The following is a 20,571-nucleotide window of genomic DNA, read 5'->3' as shown; positions in this document are numbered from 1 at the left end:
CCTCAAAGGCTAGCCGGCTTTGGCAGGCTGGCCCATGAGCGCCGGCACGACCTGTTCGGGCGTACCCATCATGGCGATCGCACCGCTACGCAGCACGACCACCCTGTCCGCCATCTTCATGTGGCTCGGCCGCTGGGTGTTGATGAGGATCGTCGCCTTGCCTTTCAAGGCTTCGATCATCGCCATGAACTTCTTGTCGCCCTCGAAGTCGAGATGCGTGCCGGGATTGTCGAAGAGATAGAGCGGAGCGGATTTGACGAGCGCCCGGGCAAGGACGATACGCTGCTTCATGTTGTCCGGGATCTGTTTCAGAACCTCGCCGTTGAGGCGAGTTTCCAGCCCATTGAAATTGTCATCCAGATAGGCAAGCAGGCCCAGCTGGTCCGTGATTTCCCGCAGCCGTTCGTCGCTGGCACCAGGCTCCGACAAAAGAAGGTTCTGCTTGACGGTGCCGTAGAAGAAATCGAGGTCGTCCGGTGCGTAGCCGATCGAGGAGCGCCATTCGGCGGCGTCGAGCTGGCGCACGTCGAGCCCGTCGAACAGGATCGAGCCAACCTGCGGCTGGAAGAGGCCGATCACGGCCTGGAAAAGGGCCGTCTTGCCCGAACCGCTCGGCCCGGTTATCGCAACGGTCTCGCCCTGTTTGATGGTCAGCTCCAGGCCCTTGAGCGATGCTTCGGTCGCGCCTGGATAGCGCAGAACAAGCGAAGAAATCTTCAGATCACCGCGAATGTCACGCGTGATCTTGGGCAAATGACCAGGCTCTCGCTCCAATTGCACCTGCATCAGATTGTTGATCTGATCGACCACAGTGCGGCTCTGGGCCAATTGGGTGATGCTTAGGAAAGCCTGGTTCATCGGATTGAGCACCCGCCAGCACAGCGCCATGGTGGCGATCAGCGCTCCCATGCTCATGTCGCCATTCATAACCCGCATCGCTCCGATCCCCAGAACCAGCACACCGCAGATGGTCATAAGGGTCTGGGAAACCGTCTGCAGCACATGGGTGATGTGGCGGGCATGAACATTGAGGCGGTTGAAATGTGTGGAGAGTGCCGAGAACCGTTCCAGCCAGATGTCGTCGACAGACAGATTGCGGAGCGCGCGCTGATTGCGGAAAGTCTCGATCATGAAGCTGTTGAGCTTTGACTTCTGATCGCCGACCGCTGCCACTTCGCGCTGAACCTTCGGCAACACATAGACCGCCATCAAGCCGTAGATCCCGAGGAGCGCAAGCGGCGGTATCGCGACCTGTCCACCGATCAGAAAGATCGCGGCGATAAAGATCAGCGTGAACGGGATGTCGACGATGGCGTTGAAAAGCGAGCTCTGAAAGATGTCGCGAACGCTGTCGAAATAGCGAAGCCGCATGACCTGTGTGCCGATCGGTGCCTCCGACAGCATGGCATAGGGCAGATGCAGGATGCGTTCAAAGGTCTTGGTGCCGACAATCGCGTCGATCCGGCCGCCGAGATAGGACTGCAGCCAGGTCTTCATCCGGCGCAGAGCCACGTCGCACAAAAGCAGGATGACAATACCGACCGCCATGGTAACGAGCACCGTGGTGGACTTTGCCCCAATCGCCTTGTCATAGATCGCCATGATGAACAGCGGCGGTCCGAGCGCCAGAATGTTCAGGACGAAACCCAACAGCAGAATAGACAGGATGCTGGTGCGAAAGCGCCTGGTTACGGTCGAGAACCAGCTGCGATTGTTCTGAGCCTGTCCGTTCTCATCCTTCTCTTCATAGGCCAGATAAAGCTCGTTCCGGCCGATTTCGGACGGTTTCAGTAGAACGGCCTCTCCCGTCAGCCCCGAATAGGCACGCAGTTCGCCGGTTGCGGTTCGCGCCGCTATGACTTGCACATCTTTGCCGTCAAGACGAAGGCACGGCAGCTGGGCATGGGTCAATTCGACAGCACCACCGCGAAAGAGAGCCGTTTTTACGTTGAGCCTGTTCAGCACAGTGCGCAGGTTCTGGAAGGTCTCGATGCGGTCGAAATGCGGAAGAGCTTCAAACAACAGCCTGTCGTTGCCTTGCCAGCGCATTTCCCGGAGCAACGGGATCAGGCATTTTTCGGCCGGTGCGGCTCCCTCTTCCGGCAACCCGAGCAGTCCCTGCGTCGTGGACGATTTTGCGACCTCGGCGGTCAGATCCTGCCACTGCCTGTGAACGGCATTGTCGGTCGGCTGTACATCATCGAGATTGAAGAGCGATCTTGTCACGCAGGCTGCCCCATTTTTCGGGGCGCACCCTCAACATTCACCGCACCGAGCGAATGGATCTGCCCGTCGCGCAGCTCATACTGATGATCGGCGACGGCCAGCATCGAGGGCCGGTGCGAAATGATGATGACAGTCAGAAACCCCTTGAGGCGGTGCAGCGCATCGATCAGTCCTTTTTCCGCTTGCTGGTCAAGTTGCGCATTGGCTTCGTCCAGGATCAGGATCTTCGGTTCGCTCGCCAGCGCGCGTGCGATGCAGATCCGCTGCAGGGTCGCAGCCGGCACCTTGCCGCCAAGATCGGATCCGAGCTGTGTTTCATAGCCGCGCGGAAGCAGATGGATTTCCTTTTCCAGGCCGATCAGCTTGGCGGCCATTCGCGCATGGGCAATATCCGCAACGGCACCGAACATGGTGATGTTTTCAAGGATCGTCCCATTGAAGATGGCAGACTGATTGTCGACATAGGCAACGGTCTTGCGAAGGGCGTGCTGATAGACACCGTCATAATCTTGCCCGCCGATCATCACCTTTCCGACCGTCGGTGCGAGTTCGCCGGTCAGGAGCTTCATAAGCGTGGATTTGCCGCTGCCGTCGGCACCGCGAAAACCGACAAACTGACCGTTGTCGACGGTCAGATTCACATCCTGAAACACGGTTTTCCGCCCATCACCAACCTCGACCGATACATTGATCAAGTGGATGGAGCCGTCCGTCTCTGCGTCCAGTGGATCCTGCTGTTGAACTTCCGGCAAGTCGAAGAGGTCGCCCACCTGAGTGTAGTCGTGTTTCAGCCTCTGCATATCCGTCAGCTGATTGATCGCCCTCAGGAATGGCTGCACAAACTGTCCCGACAGGAGCGTGCTTGCAGCGACACCGCCGACACTGAAATTGCCGTAGATGGTCATCAGCGCACCGAAGATCACCACGAACACCGTTGTCAAAGTGCCGAAGAGGGCCGAAGCATCCCTCGCCTGCCCCGACAGACGCATGTATCTGGCGCTGAGTTCGGCCGTTGACCGCTGCAGCCGCTCGAAGCGCCGCATGATCAGGGCCTCCATTGCCTGCGACTTGACGGTTTTCGCACCTGACAGAACCTCAAGGATGAAGTCGGACTTGCGGTCGTCCTGGTCCGCCCTGTCGGCGACCACCTGTTGCAGGGTCCGGTTCCGGCGAAGGGCAAACAGCATGAAGATGCCCAGCAGGCAGACCGGCACCAGCGCAAGCGGACCTGCGATGAAGATCAGCGCGGTCAGAAAGATAGCGCCTGAGGGAAGATCGATCGCCAGCAGCCGGCTCTGATCGCCGTAATGATCGGCAATCGACTGCAGGGAGCGAAGCCGGTGCACCTGGACGGAAACCGGCGTCTTGGCAAACAGCGAAGGTTCTGCGGCCAGCACCCGGCGGAACAGCTCCGAATGAGCCTGATGATTGAAGCCGGCCCCCATCCTGCCGACAACAGCGGCGCGGGACACCTTGACGATGGCATCGGCAATCAGGGTGCCGACGACTGCAAGCATCAGCACCAACAGGGTGTCGGTGGAGGCATTCGGCAGAACCCTGTCATAAACCTGGAGGATGGCAAGCGGCATCGCCAGGCTCATGAAGTTTGCGAAGACGGATGCAACAATGACGTCCCGTGGCAAACGCGGCGAGGAAATCCAATTCCCCGTCGGCGAATGCCGGACGCGCATGCGGGGCAAAAAGAATGAGGAAAGTACCGAATTCAGCATATTCCAGCCAGAGTCGAGGGGCTACTGGCTCAAACTGTGCCTTTCGGGTTTAAAAAGCGTTTACCTTACGGCGAAATATCAGAATTTTATTAGAACTAACTTCCAGTAACTACGGGGAATTTTGCGCTTTGTTAAGGACGGCTGCGTTCATTGGCATGATCGGAAATTGTGCGGACGTGCGACCGACATGGCAAGTGATACTGAAAATCGAGACCAGCAGACCGGCAACACCAACGACGGCGGTGCGAAGGACGGTGGAACGTCGGGAAGCAGGACGACCCTGAATTCCGACAACATGCTGCATTCCGGGCTTCTGGACAGTCGCGACCAGCATCTCGACAAGGCGCACGACTACCACCTGGACCAGGACATGGGCGAATCCATGGAACAGGTCAACGCGAACCTGCATCTCGGCAGCCGCGAAACAGAGCAGCATTACGGCGAAGAAGAAACGCCGGGCAACTCCATTGATGAAAATGGTCTGGAATTGCAGTCCGAAGACCTTGCCCCGCGTGCCGACGACGCGGCAGGCGAACCAGACAACTCCGCGATGAAGTTTGCCGCTGACGCCTCCGGGCCCGTCGAAGAAACAGCAGCTTCCAGACAACACTATGACAGTGGCTCCTTCTCCGATCCTGCAAACCGTCTCGACGGCGGCTCAAATGAAACGTCTCCTTTTTCGTCCAATACACCAGAAGCGGGCCACAAGGAATCCGATGACGCCGGTCAACGCCAGGTAGCAACTGCAGACGAAGACGAAGACGAAGACGATGAGGTGATTGGCACAATCGCTTCCGATCTTTCTGCCGTGACCGACACGGACAGTGCCGAAAATGCGGTCGATGAAAACTCCGCTGTTGGATCCGTGACCGGCATCCAGGCCTCCGCCAATGTGGCGGACGGCGCCAGCGTGACCTACAGCTTGCTCGACAATGCCGACGGCCTGTTTGCCATCGATCCGGTGACCGGCATCGTAACCGTCGCGGGAGCTCTGGACTCGGAAGCCGCCGGCAGCCACGAGATCGTCGTGCTCGCGACTGCCTCCGATGGCGCGACCCAGACAGAGACCTTCACGATCGCAATTCGCGACGTCAACGAATACGACGTCAGCCCGGTTTCTACTTTCGGCACCGTTGCCGGAGAAATCTCCGAAGGTATCGAGGGCGGCGCCCTCGCCGGCATTACCGTGAGCGCAAGTGATCAGGACGTCAGCGACAGCGTCAGCTATTCGGTCGACGACCCACGCTTTGTGATCGATCAAAACGGCATCGTCAGCATCGCCGAAGGCGCAAGTTTCGACGCCGAAACAGAAGGATCGGTTTCCTTCACCGTCACAGCCACGTCCACGGATGGCTCGCAGTCCACGCAGACCTTCACGCTGGCATTGACAGACGAAAACGAATATTCGGCTTCCGACGTGATGGACCTGGATGCCGCCGCCAACACGATTGCAGAAGATGCAGCCGCCGGAACGGTGATCGGCGTGACCGCTTTCGCAAGCGATGCGGACGCGACCGACAGCGTATCCTACAGCGTTGACGACGCCCGTTTTGCCGTTGACGAAAATGGCGTTGTCCGTGTCGCCGAAGGCGCAAGCTTCGATGCGGAAACGGAAGGCTCCATCGACATCACCGTGACGGCAACATCCACCGATGGCTCGTCCTCGTCCGAGACCTTCTCGATTGCGGTCAATGACGCCGATGAATTCGACGTCTCGGCGGTGGCCGACACCAATTCAGCCGTCAACAGCCTGGCGGAGAACGCCCTCGCCGGAACCGAAGTGGGTATCACCGCCTTTGCTCAGGACGGCGATATCACCGATATTGTCTCCTATTCCGTTGATGACACTCGGTTTACCGTCGATGAAAACGGCGTGGTGCGTGTCGCTGAAGGCGCGCTCTTTGACGCGGAGACCGCGACGTCGATCGACGTCACCGTAACCGCCACGTCCACCGATGGGTCAACCTCGACCGAGACCTTCACGATTGCAGTCTCTGACGTTGACGAATTCGACGTCTCCGCTGTGTCGGATACGGATTCTGCCGCCAACGCCATCGCGGAAGATGCGGTTGCCGGTACTACCGTCGGTGTGACCGCGTTTGCCAACGATGCAGACGTCACCGACACGGTCTCCTATTCCGTGGACGATGCCCGTTTCACGATCGACGCCGACGGCACTGTTCGCGTCGCCAGCGGTGCAAGCTTCGATGCGGAAACCGAAGGCTCCATCGACATCACCGTTACAGCGACGTCCACCGATGGGTCGACCTCGACCGAGGCCTTTACGATCGGGATTTCTGACGTCAACGAATCTGGCGTTTCTGCGGTTTCTGATACGGATATTTCTGTCAACACGCTCGCAGAAAACGCAACTTCAGGCACAACGGTCGGCGTCACTGCAATGGCTACCGATGCGGACGTAACCGACACGGTCTCCTATTCCGTGGACGATGCCCGTTTCACGGTCGATGCCGACGGCACAGTCCGTGTCGCAGATGGTGCCAGCTTCGATGCGGAGACCGAAGGCTCCATCGACATCACCGTTACAGCGACGTCCACCGATGGGTCGACCTCGACCGAGGCCTTCACAATCGCTGTCTCCGATGTTGACGAATTCGACGTCTCCGCAGTCACCGACACGGACGCTTCTGCCAACTCGCTCGCAGAAGACGCAACAGCCGGCACAACGGTTGGTGTAACCGCGTTTGCAACCGATGCGGACGTGACCGACACGGTTTCCTATTCGGTCGATGATGCTCGCTTCACCGTCGATGCCGACGGTACTGTTCGTGTCGCCAATGGTGCCAGCTTCGATGCGGAGACCGAAGGTTCCATCGACATCACTGTCACGGCGACTTCCACTGATGGGTCGACCTCGACCGAGACCTTTACAATCGCGGTTTCCGACGTCAACGAGACCGGAGTATCTGCCGTCACCGACACGGACAGCGCAGCGAACACCTTGGCCGAGAACGCAGACGCCGGGACCACTGTCGGCGTAACCGCGCTGGCAACCGATTCCGACGCGACCGACACGGTTTCCTATTCGGTCGACGATGCCCGCTTCACCGTCGATGCAGACGGTACGGTCCGCGTCGCCGATAGTGCCAGCTTCGATGCAGAGACCGAAGGCTCCATCGATATCACCGTTACAGCGACCTCCACCGACGGTTCAGTCTCCACAGAGACCTTCACCATCGCGGTCTCCGACGTTGACGAATTCGACGTCTCCGCAGTGTCGGATACGGATTCTGCCGCCAACGGCATCGCGGAAGATGCGGTTGGCGGCACCAGTGTCGGTGTGACCGCGTTTGCCAACGATGCAGACGTCACCGACACGGTCTCCTATTCCGTTGACGATGCCCGTTTCACGATCGACGCCGACGGCAATGTTCGCGTCGCCAGCGGTGCAAGTTTCGATGCGGAGACCGAAGGCTCCATCGACATCACGGTAACAGCGACATCCACCGACGGATCGACCTCGACCGAGACCTTTACGATCGCTGTCTCCGACGTCAACGAGACCGGAGTATCTGCCGTCACCGACACGGACAGCGCAGCAAACACCTTGGCCGAGAACGCAGACGCCGGGACCACTGTCGGCGTAACGGCGCTGGCGACCGATTCCGACGCGACCGACACGGTTTCCTATTCGGTCGACGATGCCCGCTTCACCGTCGATGCAGACGGTACGGTCCGCGTCGCCGATGGTGCCAGCTTCGATGCAGAGACCGAAGGCTCCATCGATATCACCGTTACAGCGACTTCCTCTGACGGTTCGACCTCGACCGAGACCTTCACCATCGCAGTCTCCGATGTCGACGAATTCGACGTCTCCGCTGTCACCGACACAGACGCTTCTGCCAACTCCATCACAGAGGACGCAGCAGCAGGCACAACGGTTGGAGTGACTGCGTTTGCCACCGATGCAGACGTGACCGATACAGTCTCCTATTCCGTCGACGATGCCCGTTTCACCGTCGATGCAGACGGAACCGTTCGCGTCGCCGACGGCGCAAGCTTCTATGCAGAGACCGAAGGCTCCATCGACATCACCGTTACAGCGACGTCCACCGATGGGTCGACCTCGACCGAGGCCTTCACAATCGCTGTCTCCGACGTTGACGAATTCAACGTCTCCGCAGTCACCGACACAGACGCTTCCGCCAACGCCATCGCGGAAGATGCGGCAGCCGGAACCACTGTAGGTGTAACGGCTTTTGCCTCCGATGCGGACGCGACCGACACGGTTTCTTACGCGGTCGATGATGCTCGCTTCACCGTCGATGAGAACGGTGTTGTCCGCGTTGCTGATGGTGCAAGTTTCGATGCCGAATCCGAGGGCTCAATCAACGTCACCGTCACGGCAACGTCCACCGATGGTTCAATCTCCACAGAGTCGTTCACCATCGCCGTTTCCGATGTTGACGAATTCGACGTCTCCGCTGTCACCGACACGGACGCTTCCGCCAACTCCATCGCGGAAGACGCAACCGCCGGCACCACCGTCGGCGTGACCGCCTTTGCCTCCGATGCAGACGTCACCGACACGGTCTCCTATGTCGTTGACGACGCCCGTTTCACCGTCGATGCAGACGGAACCGTTCGCGTCGCCGATGGCGCAAGCTTCGATGCGGAGACCGAAGGCTCCATCGACATCACCGTCACGGCCACCTCCTCCGATGGTTCTGTCTCCACGGAGACCTTCACCATCGCCGTTTCGGATGTGAACGAAGCCGATGTCACCCCAGTCACCGATACCGATACGACCGCGAATACCATCGCGGAAAACGCAAGCGGTGGCACCCAGGTCGGCATCACGGCCCTGGCAACGGATAGCGACATCACTGACACCATTTCCTATTCAGTCGACGATGACCGCTTCACTGTTGATGCGGACGGTGTCGTCCGGGTTGCGGATGGAGCTTCCTTCGATTTTGAAGGCGAACCGGGCATCTCCCTCACCGTAACGGCAACTTCTTCCGACGGGTCGACATCATCGGAAACCTTCTCGATCGCCGTTTCGGATGTTGCCGAAGATTATCTGTTGGCCGATGGCGGCCAGACCTTCGCTGACACTGACGTCTCTGAAACCAGCATAACCGGTGGCGACGGCAACGATACGGTTGTCGCTCACGGTGATGGCAGCACCATCGATGGTGCTGAAGGTGACGACACGATCCATGGCGGCAACTCCGCTGATACGCTTTCCGGCGGCGCAGGCAACGACACCATTGAAGGTGGTGCAGGCAACGACACGATCCATGGCGAAGCCGCACCTGTTACCGGAACCTGGCACTACCAGGTATTCGACCACGACTTCAGCGGCAATGCCGGTCAAGCTGGCGATATTTCTTCGGGAACGCTGATCGGCGAAGGCACCACGGATGCCTTCGATCTGGACACGCTCGTCAAAGACGCGCGTGGATCGGAAGACAATCCTGAGGACTTCGGTGTCATTCTGTCTTCGAACTTTACGGCGACGGATGGCGGCACCTACAGGTTCTCCACCCGGTCCGACGATGGATCCACCATCGAGATATTCGATGCAGCCGGTAACCGTCTGAGCTTTACCAACCAGAACGGTTCACAAACCGACTATCTGGACAACGACTATCATCAGGCTGCGACCACCCGCTGGGGTGAAGTCGATCTCGAGCCGGGCGAAGTCTACACGATCGTCGTCAAGGTCTGGGAAAATCGGGGCGAGGAAGTGCTCGAAGCCACCGTCACGCCTCCAGGCGGCACGGCCGAGAACCTCTTTACGTCCGATCTTGTCAGCACGGCAGCCGTGATCCCGGGCGACGACACATTGTCAGGCGGTGCCGGCGACGACATCATCGACGGCGGACTTGGAACCGACACGGCCGTCTTCAGCGGCAATTTCGGCGACTACACCATCACCGAAAACGAAGGTGTCTTCACGGTGACCGACAACCGCCCGGGCTCTCCGGATGGCACCGATACCATTGTAAATGTTGAGAATTTCCGGTTCGCCGATGGCGATGTTCTCGCGGGCGACCTGATCGCACAAGATGTTGGCGGCCTCTCCGATACCAACAGCGCCGCCAACACGATTGCTGAAAGCGCGGCGGGCGGCTCCACCGTCGGCATCACCGCCTTCGCCGAGGACGAAAACACGTCCGACACGGTTGCCTATTCCGTCAACGATGCCCGCTTCACCGTCGACGCCGACGGCACCGTTCGTGTTGCCAGCGGCGCCAGCTTCGATGCCGAAACGGAAGGGTCCATCGACATCACGGTAACAGCGACATCCACCGACGGATCGACCTCGACCGAGACCTTCACGATTGCAGTTTCCGATGTGGATGAATTCGATGTCTCCGCGGTCACCGACACGGACAACAACGCCAATTCGATTGCGGAGAATGCAAGTTCCGGCACGAGCGTCGGTGTAAAGGCACACGCCAACGATGCCGATATCACGGCCACGGTGACCTATTCGGTTGACGATGCCCGCTTCACCGTCGATGCCGACGGCACCGTGCGGGTCGCTGACGGCGCGGCCTTTGATGCTGAGACGGAAGGGTCCATCGACATCACCGTCACGGCCACATCCTCCGACGGCTCGACATCCCAGGAGATCTTCACGATTTCGGTCTCAGACGTCAACGAATTCGCGGTTTCTGCCGTGACAGACACGGACGCCTCCGCGAACACGCTGGCGGAAAACTCCTCCGCAGGCGATACAGTCGGCATCACGGTCGCAGCCACGGATGCCGATGCCGGCGATACAGTGACCTATCAGGTGTCCGACAGCCGTTTCACGGTGGACGCGGATGGCCTGGTGACTGTCGCCTCCGGTGCAAGCTTCGACTACGAGAGCGAGCCGACGATTTTCCTGACCGTCATTGCAACCTCCTCCGACGGTTCCACCTCGCAGGAAACCTTCGAGGTCTCCGTTGCTGACGTCGCCGAAGCCTACCAGCTTGGCGATGGCGAAACCGAGTTTACCGACACCGGTGTCGCCGAGACATCGATCACCGGCAACGACGCTGCCGAAACCATCACGGCTCATGACAGCGGCAGCACGATTTATGCGGGCGGTGGCGCGGACACGATCTATGGCGGCGCGGGCAACGACACCATTCTCTACGGTGAAGGTGCCGATACGGTCTATGGTGGTGCCGGCAACGACTTCATCGACGATGAACGCGGTTCGCAGCCCAGCACCGACGCAAACTATCTCGACGGTGGATCGGGTAACGATACGATCTATGGCGGCGGCGGCAACGACACATTGATCGGCGGCGAAGGCAACGACAGCCTCTACGGTGAAAACGACGACGACGTACTTTACGGCGGTTCCGGCAGGGATTCTCTTTATGGCGGGTCGGGCAACGACACGTTGGAAGGCGGTTCCGGCAACGACTATATCGACGGCGGCAGTGGCACGGACATCGCTGTCTTCTCGGGCAACTTCGCAGATTATGCGATTACACAGAACGACAACGGTTCCTACACGGTTGTCGACACACGCGACGGTTCTCCTGACGGCACAGACACTGTCTATAACGTCGAAAGCTTCCGTTTTGCCGATGGCGATGGCGATGTTCTTGCAGGCGATCTTGTCGCGCAAGACATTGGCGCGGTTTCCGACACCGACGGTTCTGCGAACACCATTGCTGAAAACGCATCGGCGGGCACAACGGTTGGTATCACCGCCTTCGCGGACGATGCCAATGTGTCCGACACAGTGTCCTATGCAGTCAATGACAGCCGCTTCACGGTCGATGCGAACGGCACCGTCCGGGTCGCTTCCGGTGCCAGCTTCGATGCGGAAACCGAAAGCTCCATCAACGTTACTGTGACCGCGACCTCCTCCGACGGATCGACCTCGCAGCAGACCTTTGCGATCGCTGTCTCGGACGTCGACGAATACGACGTTTCGGCCATTACCGACACAAACTCCGCAACCAACAAGCTCAACGAAAACGCTTCTGCCGGCTCGACGGTCGGCATCAAGGTCCAGGCGAGCGACGCGGATGTCAGCGACAGCGTCACCTACACCGTCAACGACAGCCGCTTCACGGTCGATGCGGACGGCACCGTCCGGGTCGCATCCGGTGCGAGTTTCGATTATGAGACCCAGCCGCAGATTTCGATCACGGTTACGGCGACATCCACGGACGGATCCACGTCCAGCAAGAGCTTCTCGCTCTCCGTCTCCGACGTTTCGGAAAACCTGCAGCTTGGCAATGGCGGGGTCACCTTCACCGATACCGGTGTCGCGGAAACGTCGATCACGGGCGGATCGGGCAACGATACGATCACCGCGCACAGCAATGGTGGCAACATCGACGGCGGTGCCGGCAACGACACGCTTAACGGCTCCACAGGCAGCGACAAGCTGCAGGGCGGCGAAGGCAACGACACTCTGAGCGGCGGCGCGGGCGCCGACCTGCTTCAGGGTGGCGCAGGTGACGACACGCTCAAGATGGGCGGCGACGGCACCTGGTCAGGTTATTCGGCAGTGAACACCGTGACCGGCGATACCGTCTCGCTCACCGGCAAGACCAAGAATTCCGACGTGTTCCAGGGCGGCGAAGGCACGGACACCCTGCTCGGCACTTCAGGTTCCGATGCCATCTTCCTGCATGACAATTTCTCCGGCATGCATTCGGAGGCTTCAGGCGCCCGCCTTGACAGTATCGAAGTTGTCAATCTGGGAGCCGGCAACGACATCCTGGACATGACAAGCGATGTCTACACATACACCACCGACATGACGATCGACGGCGGCACTGGCGACGATGTCATCTGGGCGGCGGCCGGCAATGACACGATCCGGGGCGGTGAAGGCAACGACAGTCTCTTCGGCGGCTTAGGTAATGACAGCATCGACGGCGGCACGGGTACCGACACCGCGATCTATTCGGGTAACTGGAGCGACTACGACATCGCGCAGAACGAAGACGGTAGCTACACGATCACCGACCTTCGTTCCGGCGCGCCTGATGGCGTTGACACCGTTTCCAACGTCGAGAACTTCCGCTTCGCCGATGGCAACGTTCTGGCTGAAAATCTGATCCAGCATGATGTCGGCGCGGTCACCGATACGGACGGTTCCGCCAACACGATCTACGAAACAGCGGGTGCGGGCACCCAGGTCGGCATTACGGCATCGGCAACCGATGCAGATGGCGATGCAGTGACCTATACGCTCAGCGACGACCGGTTCTCCATCGATGCCGATGGCGTCGTGACGATTGCCGATCACGCCTTCTTCGACAGCGAGGTGGAAAGTTCCGTCGACCTGATCATCACGGCAACATCCGCGGACGGATCGGAATCGACCGAGACCTTCTCGATCGCTGTCACCGGCGAGTATGATATCAGCTACACCGATACCGACGACAGCAATACCGGCAGCGGTGCGGGCACCGACTACTCCTATAACCTGGACGGTGCAGGTGGCGACGATGTCATTGAATCCGGTGATTACAACGACAGGATCGAAGGCGGTTCCGGCAGCGATGTGATCGTCTCCCATGGCGGCAACGATCTTATCTTCGGCGGCGACGGCCACGACAACATCAGTGCCGGCGCTGGCGACGACGTCATCATCGGCGGTCTGGGCAACGACAATATCAGCGGCGGCGATGGCTCGGACCTGTTCATGTACGGTCTGGGCGACGGCAGCGACACCATCAACGGCGGTGCTGGCATTGGCTGGACAGACGTCATCGACCTTGGCGGCGGCCCCGGTGTTCTTTCCGCCGGCGAATTCGGCACAGACTGGACGGTCACGATTACCAACGGCTCCATCCAGTCGACTGATATGGAAAATGGCCGCATGGAACTGTCCCAGGACGCGGACGGTTACATCGACTTCTCCGATGGCAGCCGGGTCAACTTCAACGATATCGAGGAGATCCGCTGGTAGCTGATGCCACCGGACAGCGGTAACTGACAAAAGGCCCCTCTGGAAACGGCGGGGCCTTTTCCTTTGCCTTCCCGGAGGGAGCACAAAATGCAGGTTGGTTGGAGAATTGCTTTGGTCAGCGCTCGCTGAGCGGATCACCAATGGCCCGGGTGACGGGTTTGAGCATATATTGCAGGATCGATTTGGATCCGGTCAGGATCTTCGCGTTGACCACCATGCCCGGAGAGACAGTACCGGCGCGAGCGCCTTCACCAATCGTGTTGGAGGCTAGCGGGATTATCGCCCTGAAATAGTAGTTGCCTTCTTCGTCGCGGAAGCTCGACGCGGAAATCACGGAGACCTCGCCCTTCAGCGTTCCCTCGATATTTGGGTCGAAGGTGGTGACAGTAATTTCGGCTTCATCGCCAACCTCGACATGGCCGATGTCGCGTGGGGAAATGCGAACTTCCGCCACAAGGTCATTGGAACTCGGCACGACTTCTGCGACAACCTCTCCCGGAGGAAGCACGCTGCCGGGGCCTTTGAGGTAAAGCGCCTTGATGTGGCCGCTGACAGGCGAACGGACGAACAGGCGGTCGAAGCGGTCGCGCTGTTTTTCCGCCTCAAAAGCAAGTTCACTGCGCTCCTGAACGACCTTGCTTCGCTCAATGGCCTGTTCTTCAGCTGCAACTGCGATAGACCGCTCCAGACTGGCTTCGGCTTCCGTCAATTGCGCCTGAACGCGTCCACGCATGCCTTCCAGTTCGCTCAACTCGCTCTGTGCATTCTGCAACGCGGATTTGGCTTCCAGGAAACGGCGCTTCGACGTGTAACCCTGGTCGAAGAGCGATTCCTGGATCTTGAACTGTTCCTGCTCGATCTCGACCCGGGTCTGCTGAAAAGCGATGCGCTCGACGATACTCTTCAGTTCCGCCTGCTTTTCGCTGACCCTCGCCTTGAGCGCCTGCTGTTCCTTTTCAAGCGCCGTGTTCTGAGCATCGAATGCTGCCTGCTGCGCTTCCGAGAACCCGCTGCCACTGCCGAGACGAAGTCCGTTTGGGCCCGTTCCTGTGCCGGAGGCAGCCAGGCGCTGTTCTTCGGTCTCCAGATATTTGAGACGGGTCTGGACCTTCTCCAGGTCGCTGGAAGTTGCCGTTTCCTGAAGTCGCACCAGCGGAGCGCCCTTTTCGACGAGCTGTCCTTCCAGGACCATCACTTCGGCCACAATACCGCCTTCCAGATGGCCAACGGTCTGCACTTTTCCAGCCGGAACGATTTCGCCGGTGGCGTTAGCGACTTCGCGCACCTGGCCAATGGCGGCCCAGGCCAGAAAAGCAGCCGCCGTCACCGAAAGCACCTGTAAGACGCGACGGTATGCAACGGGCGGCGGACCTTCCTCCAGCTCGAGAGGAATATCCAGGGAAAAACTGTCATTGGCGGATTTACGGAGGAACATGACGCCCTGACGAACGAAGAAACTGGGCTAACTATTGGCGATTAAAGTAAATATCCGCTGAATCAATTTCGCTGATTTCGATACGCATTTCGCATAGGGCCTGCAAGTCTGCGCGGTCACGGCCCTTCCAGAGGACTGGCATTGGAAAGCGAACCGTTTTGGCCAAATCTGCCTTTGACCGGGAGGAAATCCCGTGCATTAATGTCACAGTTTTTCGGGAAAACCGAATAAGTATGTGATGCTTTGGGAGGGGCGCATGACGGATGCACCAACGGTGCTTGCGGAAAAGCGGGACGGCTATCTTCTGGTCACCTTGAACCGGCCGGACAGGCTGAACGCGTTCAACGAAACAATGCACCTTGCGCTGCGAGCTGCCTTGAAAGAGGCCGAAACCAGTGCCGAGATCCGCGCCGTATTGCTCACCGGCGCCGGGCGGGCATTCTGCGCCGGACAGGATCTGTCCGACCGGGACATGCGCTCCGGTGGTGCGGCTCCCGATCTCGGTGTAACGCTGGAAACCCTCTACAACCCGCTTGTCCGCCAGATCCGTGCGCTGCAGAAGCCCGTCCTCTGCGCCGTCAATGGCGTGGCTGCCGGTGCCGGGGCCAATATCGCGCTCGCCTGCGACATCGTCCTTGCGGCTCAGTCAGCGCGCTTTATACAGGCGTTCTCGAAAATCGGCCTTGTACCGGATTCAGGCGGCACCTGGCTGTTGCCGCGCCTGATCGGTGAAGCGCGGGCCAAGGCACTGACCATGACCGGCGAACCGCTCGGCGCTGAGACGGCCGCCGCCTGGGGCCTCATCTGGAAGGCCGTGCCGGATACCGATCTCATGGCAGTTTCAGCAAAACTCGCCACCCAACTGGCCGCGGGTGCCACGACCGGCCTGGCACTGACGAAAGAGCTCATTCAACAGGCGGCCGACCAGCCGCTCGACCGTCAGCTTGATGCCGAGCGTGATGCACAAAGGCGCGCCGGGCGCAGCGATGATTACCGCGAGGGCGTCACGGCGTTCCTGGAAAAGCGTCCTGCCCGGTTTACCGGCGCTTGAACGAGGAGACATTCATGACACCGGATGAACTGGCACGCGCCTGCGCCGATCGCATGTGGTCGCAGGACACGGCGACGCAACATCTCGACATGAAACTGGAAGCCGTCCGCGCTGGTCATTCGACCATGGCGATGACCGTCACCAAGGCCATGACAAACGGTCACGGCATCTGCCACGGCGGCTATATCTTCACGCTGGCCGATAGTGCTTTCGCCTTCGCCTGCAACACCTACAATCAGGTAACTGTCGCCCAGCACTGCGACATCACCTTTCTGGCACCTGCCCATCTGGGCGACAGGTTGACAGCGCTGGCCCGGGAGAAATCGCGTCAGGGACGGTCCGGTCTCTACGATGTGACGGTCAGCAACCAGAACGGTATCGTGATTGCCGAATTTCGCGGCAATTCCCGGACGACGAAGGGCACGATACTGCCGGAATAGGACGGTGGGTACCCTGAATGGGGTGTCCGGAGCATCGCACGTTCAGGAGAACGCACAAAAGATGCTCTAACACTTTAAGATCGATCAGCTTCTGGACGCTCAACTGGTTCCGGCCGAGCGTTCGCTGATCTAGGGAGGAAACATGGAAAATCTGGCTCCGCTCCCCGGAGATCTCGAACCTATTGAAACAGCGAGCCGGGACGAAATATCGGCGCTGCAGCTGGAGAGACTGAAATGGTCCCTCGCCCATGCTTATGAAAACGTTCCACTTTTCAAGCAGCGCTTCGATGATAAGGGGGTGCATCCGTCCGACCTGAAGAGCCTAGCCGATCTCGCGAAGTTTCCGTTCACCACAAAGGCGGACCTCAGAGACAATTATCCTTTCGGCCTCTTTGCGGTCCCACGCGACAAGATCGTGCGCGTTCATGCCTCCTCGGGCACGACTGGCAAACCGACTGTGGTTGGCTACACCGCCAACGACATCGACATGTGGGCCCATCTGGTGGCGCGTTCGATCCGGGCGTCCGGTGGACGGCCTGGCGATATCATTCACATTGCCTATGGCTACGGGCTCTTCACTGGCGGCCTTGGCGCCCATTACGGCGCGGAGAAAATGGGCTGCACGGTGGTGCCGGTTTCCGGTGGCATGACGGAGCGCCAGGTGACGCTGATCCAGGACTTCAAGCCCCGTATCATCATGGTGACGCCGTCCTATCTCCTGTCCATCCTCGACGAATTCCGCCGTCAGGGCATCGACCCGCGTGAAAGCTCTCTCGCCACCGGCATTTTTGGTGCGGAGCCGTGGACAAACGCCATGCGATTGGAAATCGAGGAAGCCTTCGACATGCATGCCGTCGATATTTACGGCCTGTCGGAAGTGCTCGGGCCCGGCGTCGCCAACGAGTGCGTGGAGACCAAGGACGGTCTGCATATCTGGGAAGATCATTTCTTCCCGGAAATCATCGATCCGGTGACGGAGGAAGTCCTGCCGGATGGCGAGATCGGCGAACTGGTCTTCACCACGCTGACCAAGGAAGGCCTGCCGATGGTGCGCTATCGCACCCGCGACCTGACGCGGCTTCTGCCTGGCACCGCCCGCTCCATGCGGCGCATGGAAAAAATCACCGGCCGCTCCGACGACATGATCATTCTCAGAGGCGTCAACGTCTTCCCGACCCAGATCGAGGAACAGATCCTGAAATGCGAAGGCCTGTCGCCGCATTTCCAGATCGAACTGACGAGATCCGACCGGCTCGACGTGATGACCGTGCATGTGGAGGCCTTGCCCAATGCAGCCTCCGGCGACGCGCGTCAGGCATCGGCCAGGGAACTCTCCCACCATATCAAGAGCGTTGTCGGGGTATCGGCAAAGATCGATGTCACCGAACCCGGCCAGGTGGAACGCTCCGCCGGAAAGGCGAAGCGCGTGGTCGACAACCGGACGAAAGAGTGATGGTTACGATTGGGCGCCTGTAGGGCCGAAGCCCTCACCGAAAACAACCGTCCCATCCATCGTCATCCCGGACGCAGCGCGGCAAAGATCCGGGACCGGAGCGCCCAAATCAGCTCTTCCAGGGTGCAGGCCCGGATATGTTTCCGGTTCCCCGGTCCTGGCGCGCGCTTCGCTTAGCCGGGATGATGGAGGAGAGGTTGTTGCTTGAAACTTCGCCCAACAAAAAAGGCCACCCAAAGGGGTGGCCTTTTCGCAGGTTGCTTCCCTCAAACGCTCGCCGGCCACTCCTTGGCAACCAGCGTCAGCACGTCATACTGCGCGACGGCTTCGTCCTTCTGGTTGGTCACCAGGCAATCCCAGCGAACCTCACCGTAGTCGGCGGAAATGCGGGGCGAGATTTCCTTGGCGGTGAGTTGAACCTTCAGCGCATCGCCTGCATTCACCGGTGTCATGAAACGCAGATTGTCGACGCCATAGTTGGCGAGCACCGGGCCTTCGTCCGGATCGACGAAGAGACCCGCAGCGAAGGAGACGATCAGATATCCGTGCGCAACCCGGCCTTCGAAGAACGGGTTCCGCTGTGCGGCGGCTTCATCCATATGGGCGTAGAACGTATCGCCGGTGAAGGTCGCGAAATGTTCGATGTCCTCCAGCGAAACGGTCCGCGCATTCGTCTTCAGCTGGTCGCCGATCTTCAGCTCCGCGAGGGACTTGCGGAACGGATGACGGCTGTCTTCCTGCCCCGGCGCACCCGCGATCCAGCGGCCGGTCACGGCCCCAAGAAATGCCGGTGTCCCTTGAATTGCGGTGCGTTGCATGTAGTGCTTCACGGACCGTAGGCCGCCGAGTTCTTCGCCCCCGCCTGCCCGGCCCGGCCCGCCGTGAACCAGCATCGGCAGCGGTGAGCCGTGACCCGTCGATGATTTCGCGCTGGCACGGTTGCCGATCATCACGCGGCCATGGAAAGGCGCCATACCGAGAACCGTTTCCTCTGCAACGGCCGGATTGTTGGTGAAGAGGGAAGCAACCAGCGAGCCCTTGCCCTTGTGGGTCAGCTCCACCGCCTCTTCCAGTTCGTCATAAGGCATAAGCGTGACCACCGGCCCGAATGCCTCCACCGAATGGATGGCTTCCGCGGTCAGCGGCTTGTCGCAGTGAAGCAGGACCGGGGCAGCGAAAGCACCCGCCGCATCGCAGGAACCTGATGCACCGGGCAGCAATTCTGCTTCTGCCTTCAGGTCCGCGACGCGGGTCAGCACTTCCTCGCGCTGGCCGGCGGAGGCAAGCGGCCCCATGGTAACGCTCTCTTCACGCGGATCGCCAATTACCGTTTTCGCAAGCCGCTGTCCCAGAGCGTCCGCCACAGCGGAGACCAGCTTGCGCGGCACGATCACACGGCGGATGGCGGTGCATTTCTGACCGGCCTTCACCGTCATTTCCCGGGCGACTTCCTTTACGAACAGATCGAATTCCGGATCTTCCGGGGTCACATCGCTCCCAAGCACGGCCGCATTGAGACTGTCCGCTTCCATGGAAAAACGTACCGAATTCCGGACGATCGCCGGGTTCGCCCGCAGCATCTGTCCAGTTGCGGCAGAACCGGTGAAGGTCACAACGTCCTGTCCGGTCACATGGTCGATCAGATCGCCGGCGGAGCCGCACAGCAGCTGCAGCGCGCCTTCCGGCAGAATGCCGGTCGCAAGGATATGCCGGACCATCAGTTCGGTCAGATAGGCGGTCTGGCTGGCGGGCTTCACGAGGCAGGGCACGCCCGCGATAAGGGCGGGCGCGATCTTTTCCAGCATGCCCCAGCACGGGAAGTTGAAGGCGTTAATATGAACGGCTATTCCGCGTAGAGGCGTCAGCACGTGCTGGCCGGAAAAGCTGTTGTCGCGGGAGAGCTGTTCGACCGGCCCCTCTACGAAGACCCGCGTGTTCGGCATTTCCCGCCGGGCCTTCGACGAATAGGCGAACATGGTGCCGATACCGCCTTCGATATCGATCCAGCTGTCCTTACGGGTAGCACCGGTGGCGAAGCTTTCCTTGTAGAAGATTTCCTTCTGATCCATCAGCGCCTGCGCCAGCGTTTTCAGCATTAGGGCGCGTTCATGATAGGTCATCTTGCGCAAGGCGCTGCCGCCCTTTTCACGCCCGTATGCCAGCGCTTCGGCAAGGTCCAGACCGGAGGCATCGATGGTTGCCACAGGTGCTCCGGTGGCTGCATCCAGCAGGGCTTTGCCTTCGGCTTTGCCGGGCCGCCAGCTCCCCGCCAGATAACTTTCCAGGACACGGACTTTGTGCGGATGAACGGTCATTTTGAAATCCAGTT

Annotated in this window: 8 protein-coding genes; 4 read left to right on the top strand and 4 right to left on the bottom strand. The window is 59.7% G+C overall.

Translation table 11 applies throughout. The features are described 5' to 3' along the window. Positions 1-9: 9 nt before the first annotated feature. Positions 10-2,226: a peptidase domain-containing ABC transporter gene (locus tag ACX3M4_RS03835; protein ID WP_459357275.1), complete on the bottom strand. Its 2,217-nt coding sequence runs from the start codon at positions 2,224-2,226 to the stop codon at positions 10-12. Beyond that, positions 2,223-3,917 carry a peptidase domain-containing ABC transporter gene (locus tag ACX3M4_RS03830; RefSeq protein ID WP_459359358.1) on the bottom strand — a complete coding sequence of 565 codons (1,695 nt, stop codon included), beginning with the start codon at positions 3,915-3,917 and terminating at the stop codon, positions 2,223-2,225. Before ACX3M4_RS03830 ends, ACX3M4_RS03835 begins: the two co-directional genes overlap by 4 nt. Positions 3,918-4,143: 226 nt before the next feature. Between ACX3M4_RS03830 and ACX3M4_RS03825 the strand changes: the two genes are divergently transcribed. Next, positions 4,144-13,863, top strand: a complete 9,720-nt coding sequence (locus ACX3M4_RS03825) for a cadherin domain-containing protein (RefSeq protein ID WP_459357274.1) — start codon at positions 4,144-4,146, stop codon at positions 13,861-13,863. A gap of 115 nt (positions 13,864-13,978) precedes the next feature. Here the strand turns inward: ACX3M4_RS03825 and ACX3M4_RS03820 are convergent, their stop codons facing one another. Next, positions 13,979-15,298, bottom strand: coding sequence for an HlyD family type I secretion periplasmic adaptor subunit (locus tag ACX3M4_RS03820; protein WP_459357273.1), 1,320 nt, complete (start codon positions 15,296-15,298; stop codon positions 13,979-13,981). A 256-nt stretch (positions 15,299-15,554) separates the two neighbouring features. On the opposite strand from ACX3M4_RS03820, the gene paaG reads away from it, so the two are divergent. From paaG to paaK, 3 genes are all read left to right on the top strand, one after another. Further along, positions 15,555-16,349: a 2-(1,2-epoxy-1,2-dihydrophenyl)acetyl-CoA isomerase PaaG gene (gene paaG / locus ACX3M4_RS03815; RefSeq protein ID WP_459357272.1), complete on the top strand. Its 795-nt coding sequence runs from the start codon at positions 15,555-15,557 to the stop codon at positions 16,347-16,349. A gap of 14 nt (positions 16,350-16,363) precedes the next feature. Then, positions 16,364-16,789 (top strand): hydroxyphenylacetyl-CoA thioesterase PaaI, encoded by a 426-nt coding sequence (gene paaI / locus ACX3M4_RS03810; RefSeq protein ID WP_459357271.1) that lies wholly within the window; start codon positions 16,364-16,366, stop codon positions 16,787-16,789. Between the two features lie 142 nt (positions 16,790-16,931). Further along, positions 16,932-18,242: a phenylacetate--CoA ligase PaaK gene (gene paaK / locus ACX3M4_RS03805; RefSeq protein ID WP_459357270.1), complete on the top strand. Its 1,311-nt coding sequence runs from the start codon at positions 16,932-16,934 to the stop codon at positions 18,240-18,242. 266 nt (positions 18,243-18,508) lie between these two features. Here the strand turns inward: paaK and paaZ are convergent, their stop codons facing one another. After that, a complete protein-coding gene (paaZ, locus tag ACX3M4_RS03800) occupies positions 18,509-20,557 on the bottom strand; it encodes a phenylacetic acid degradation bifunctional protein PaaZ (protein ID WP_459357269.1) in 2,049 nt (682 codons plus the stop codon). Positions 20,558-20,571 lie beyond the last annotated feature (14 nt).

The sequence above is a fragment of the Roseibium sp. M-1 genome (assembly GCF_054515675.1).
Note: the sequence above shows the minus strand (reverse complement) of the source record. Positions and strands in the feature narration are given on the sequence as shown.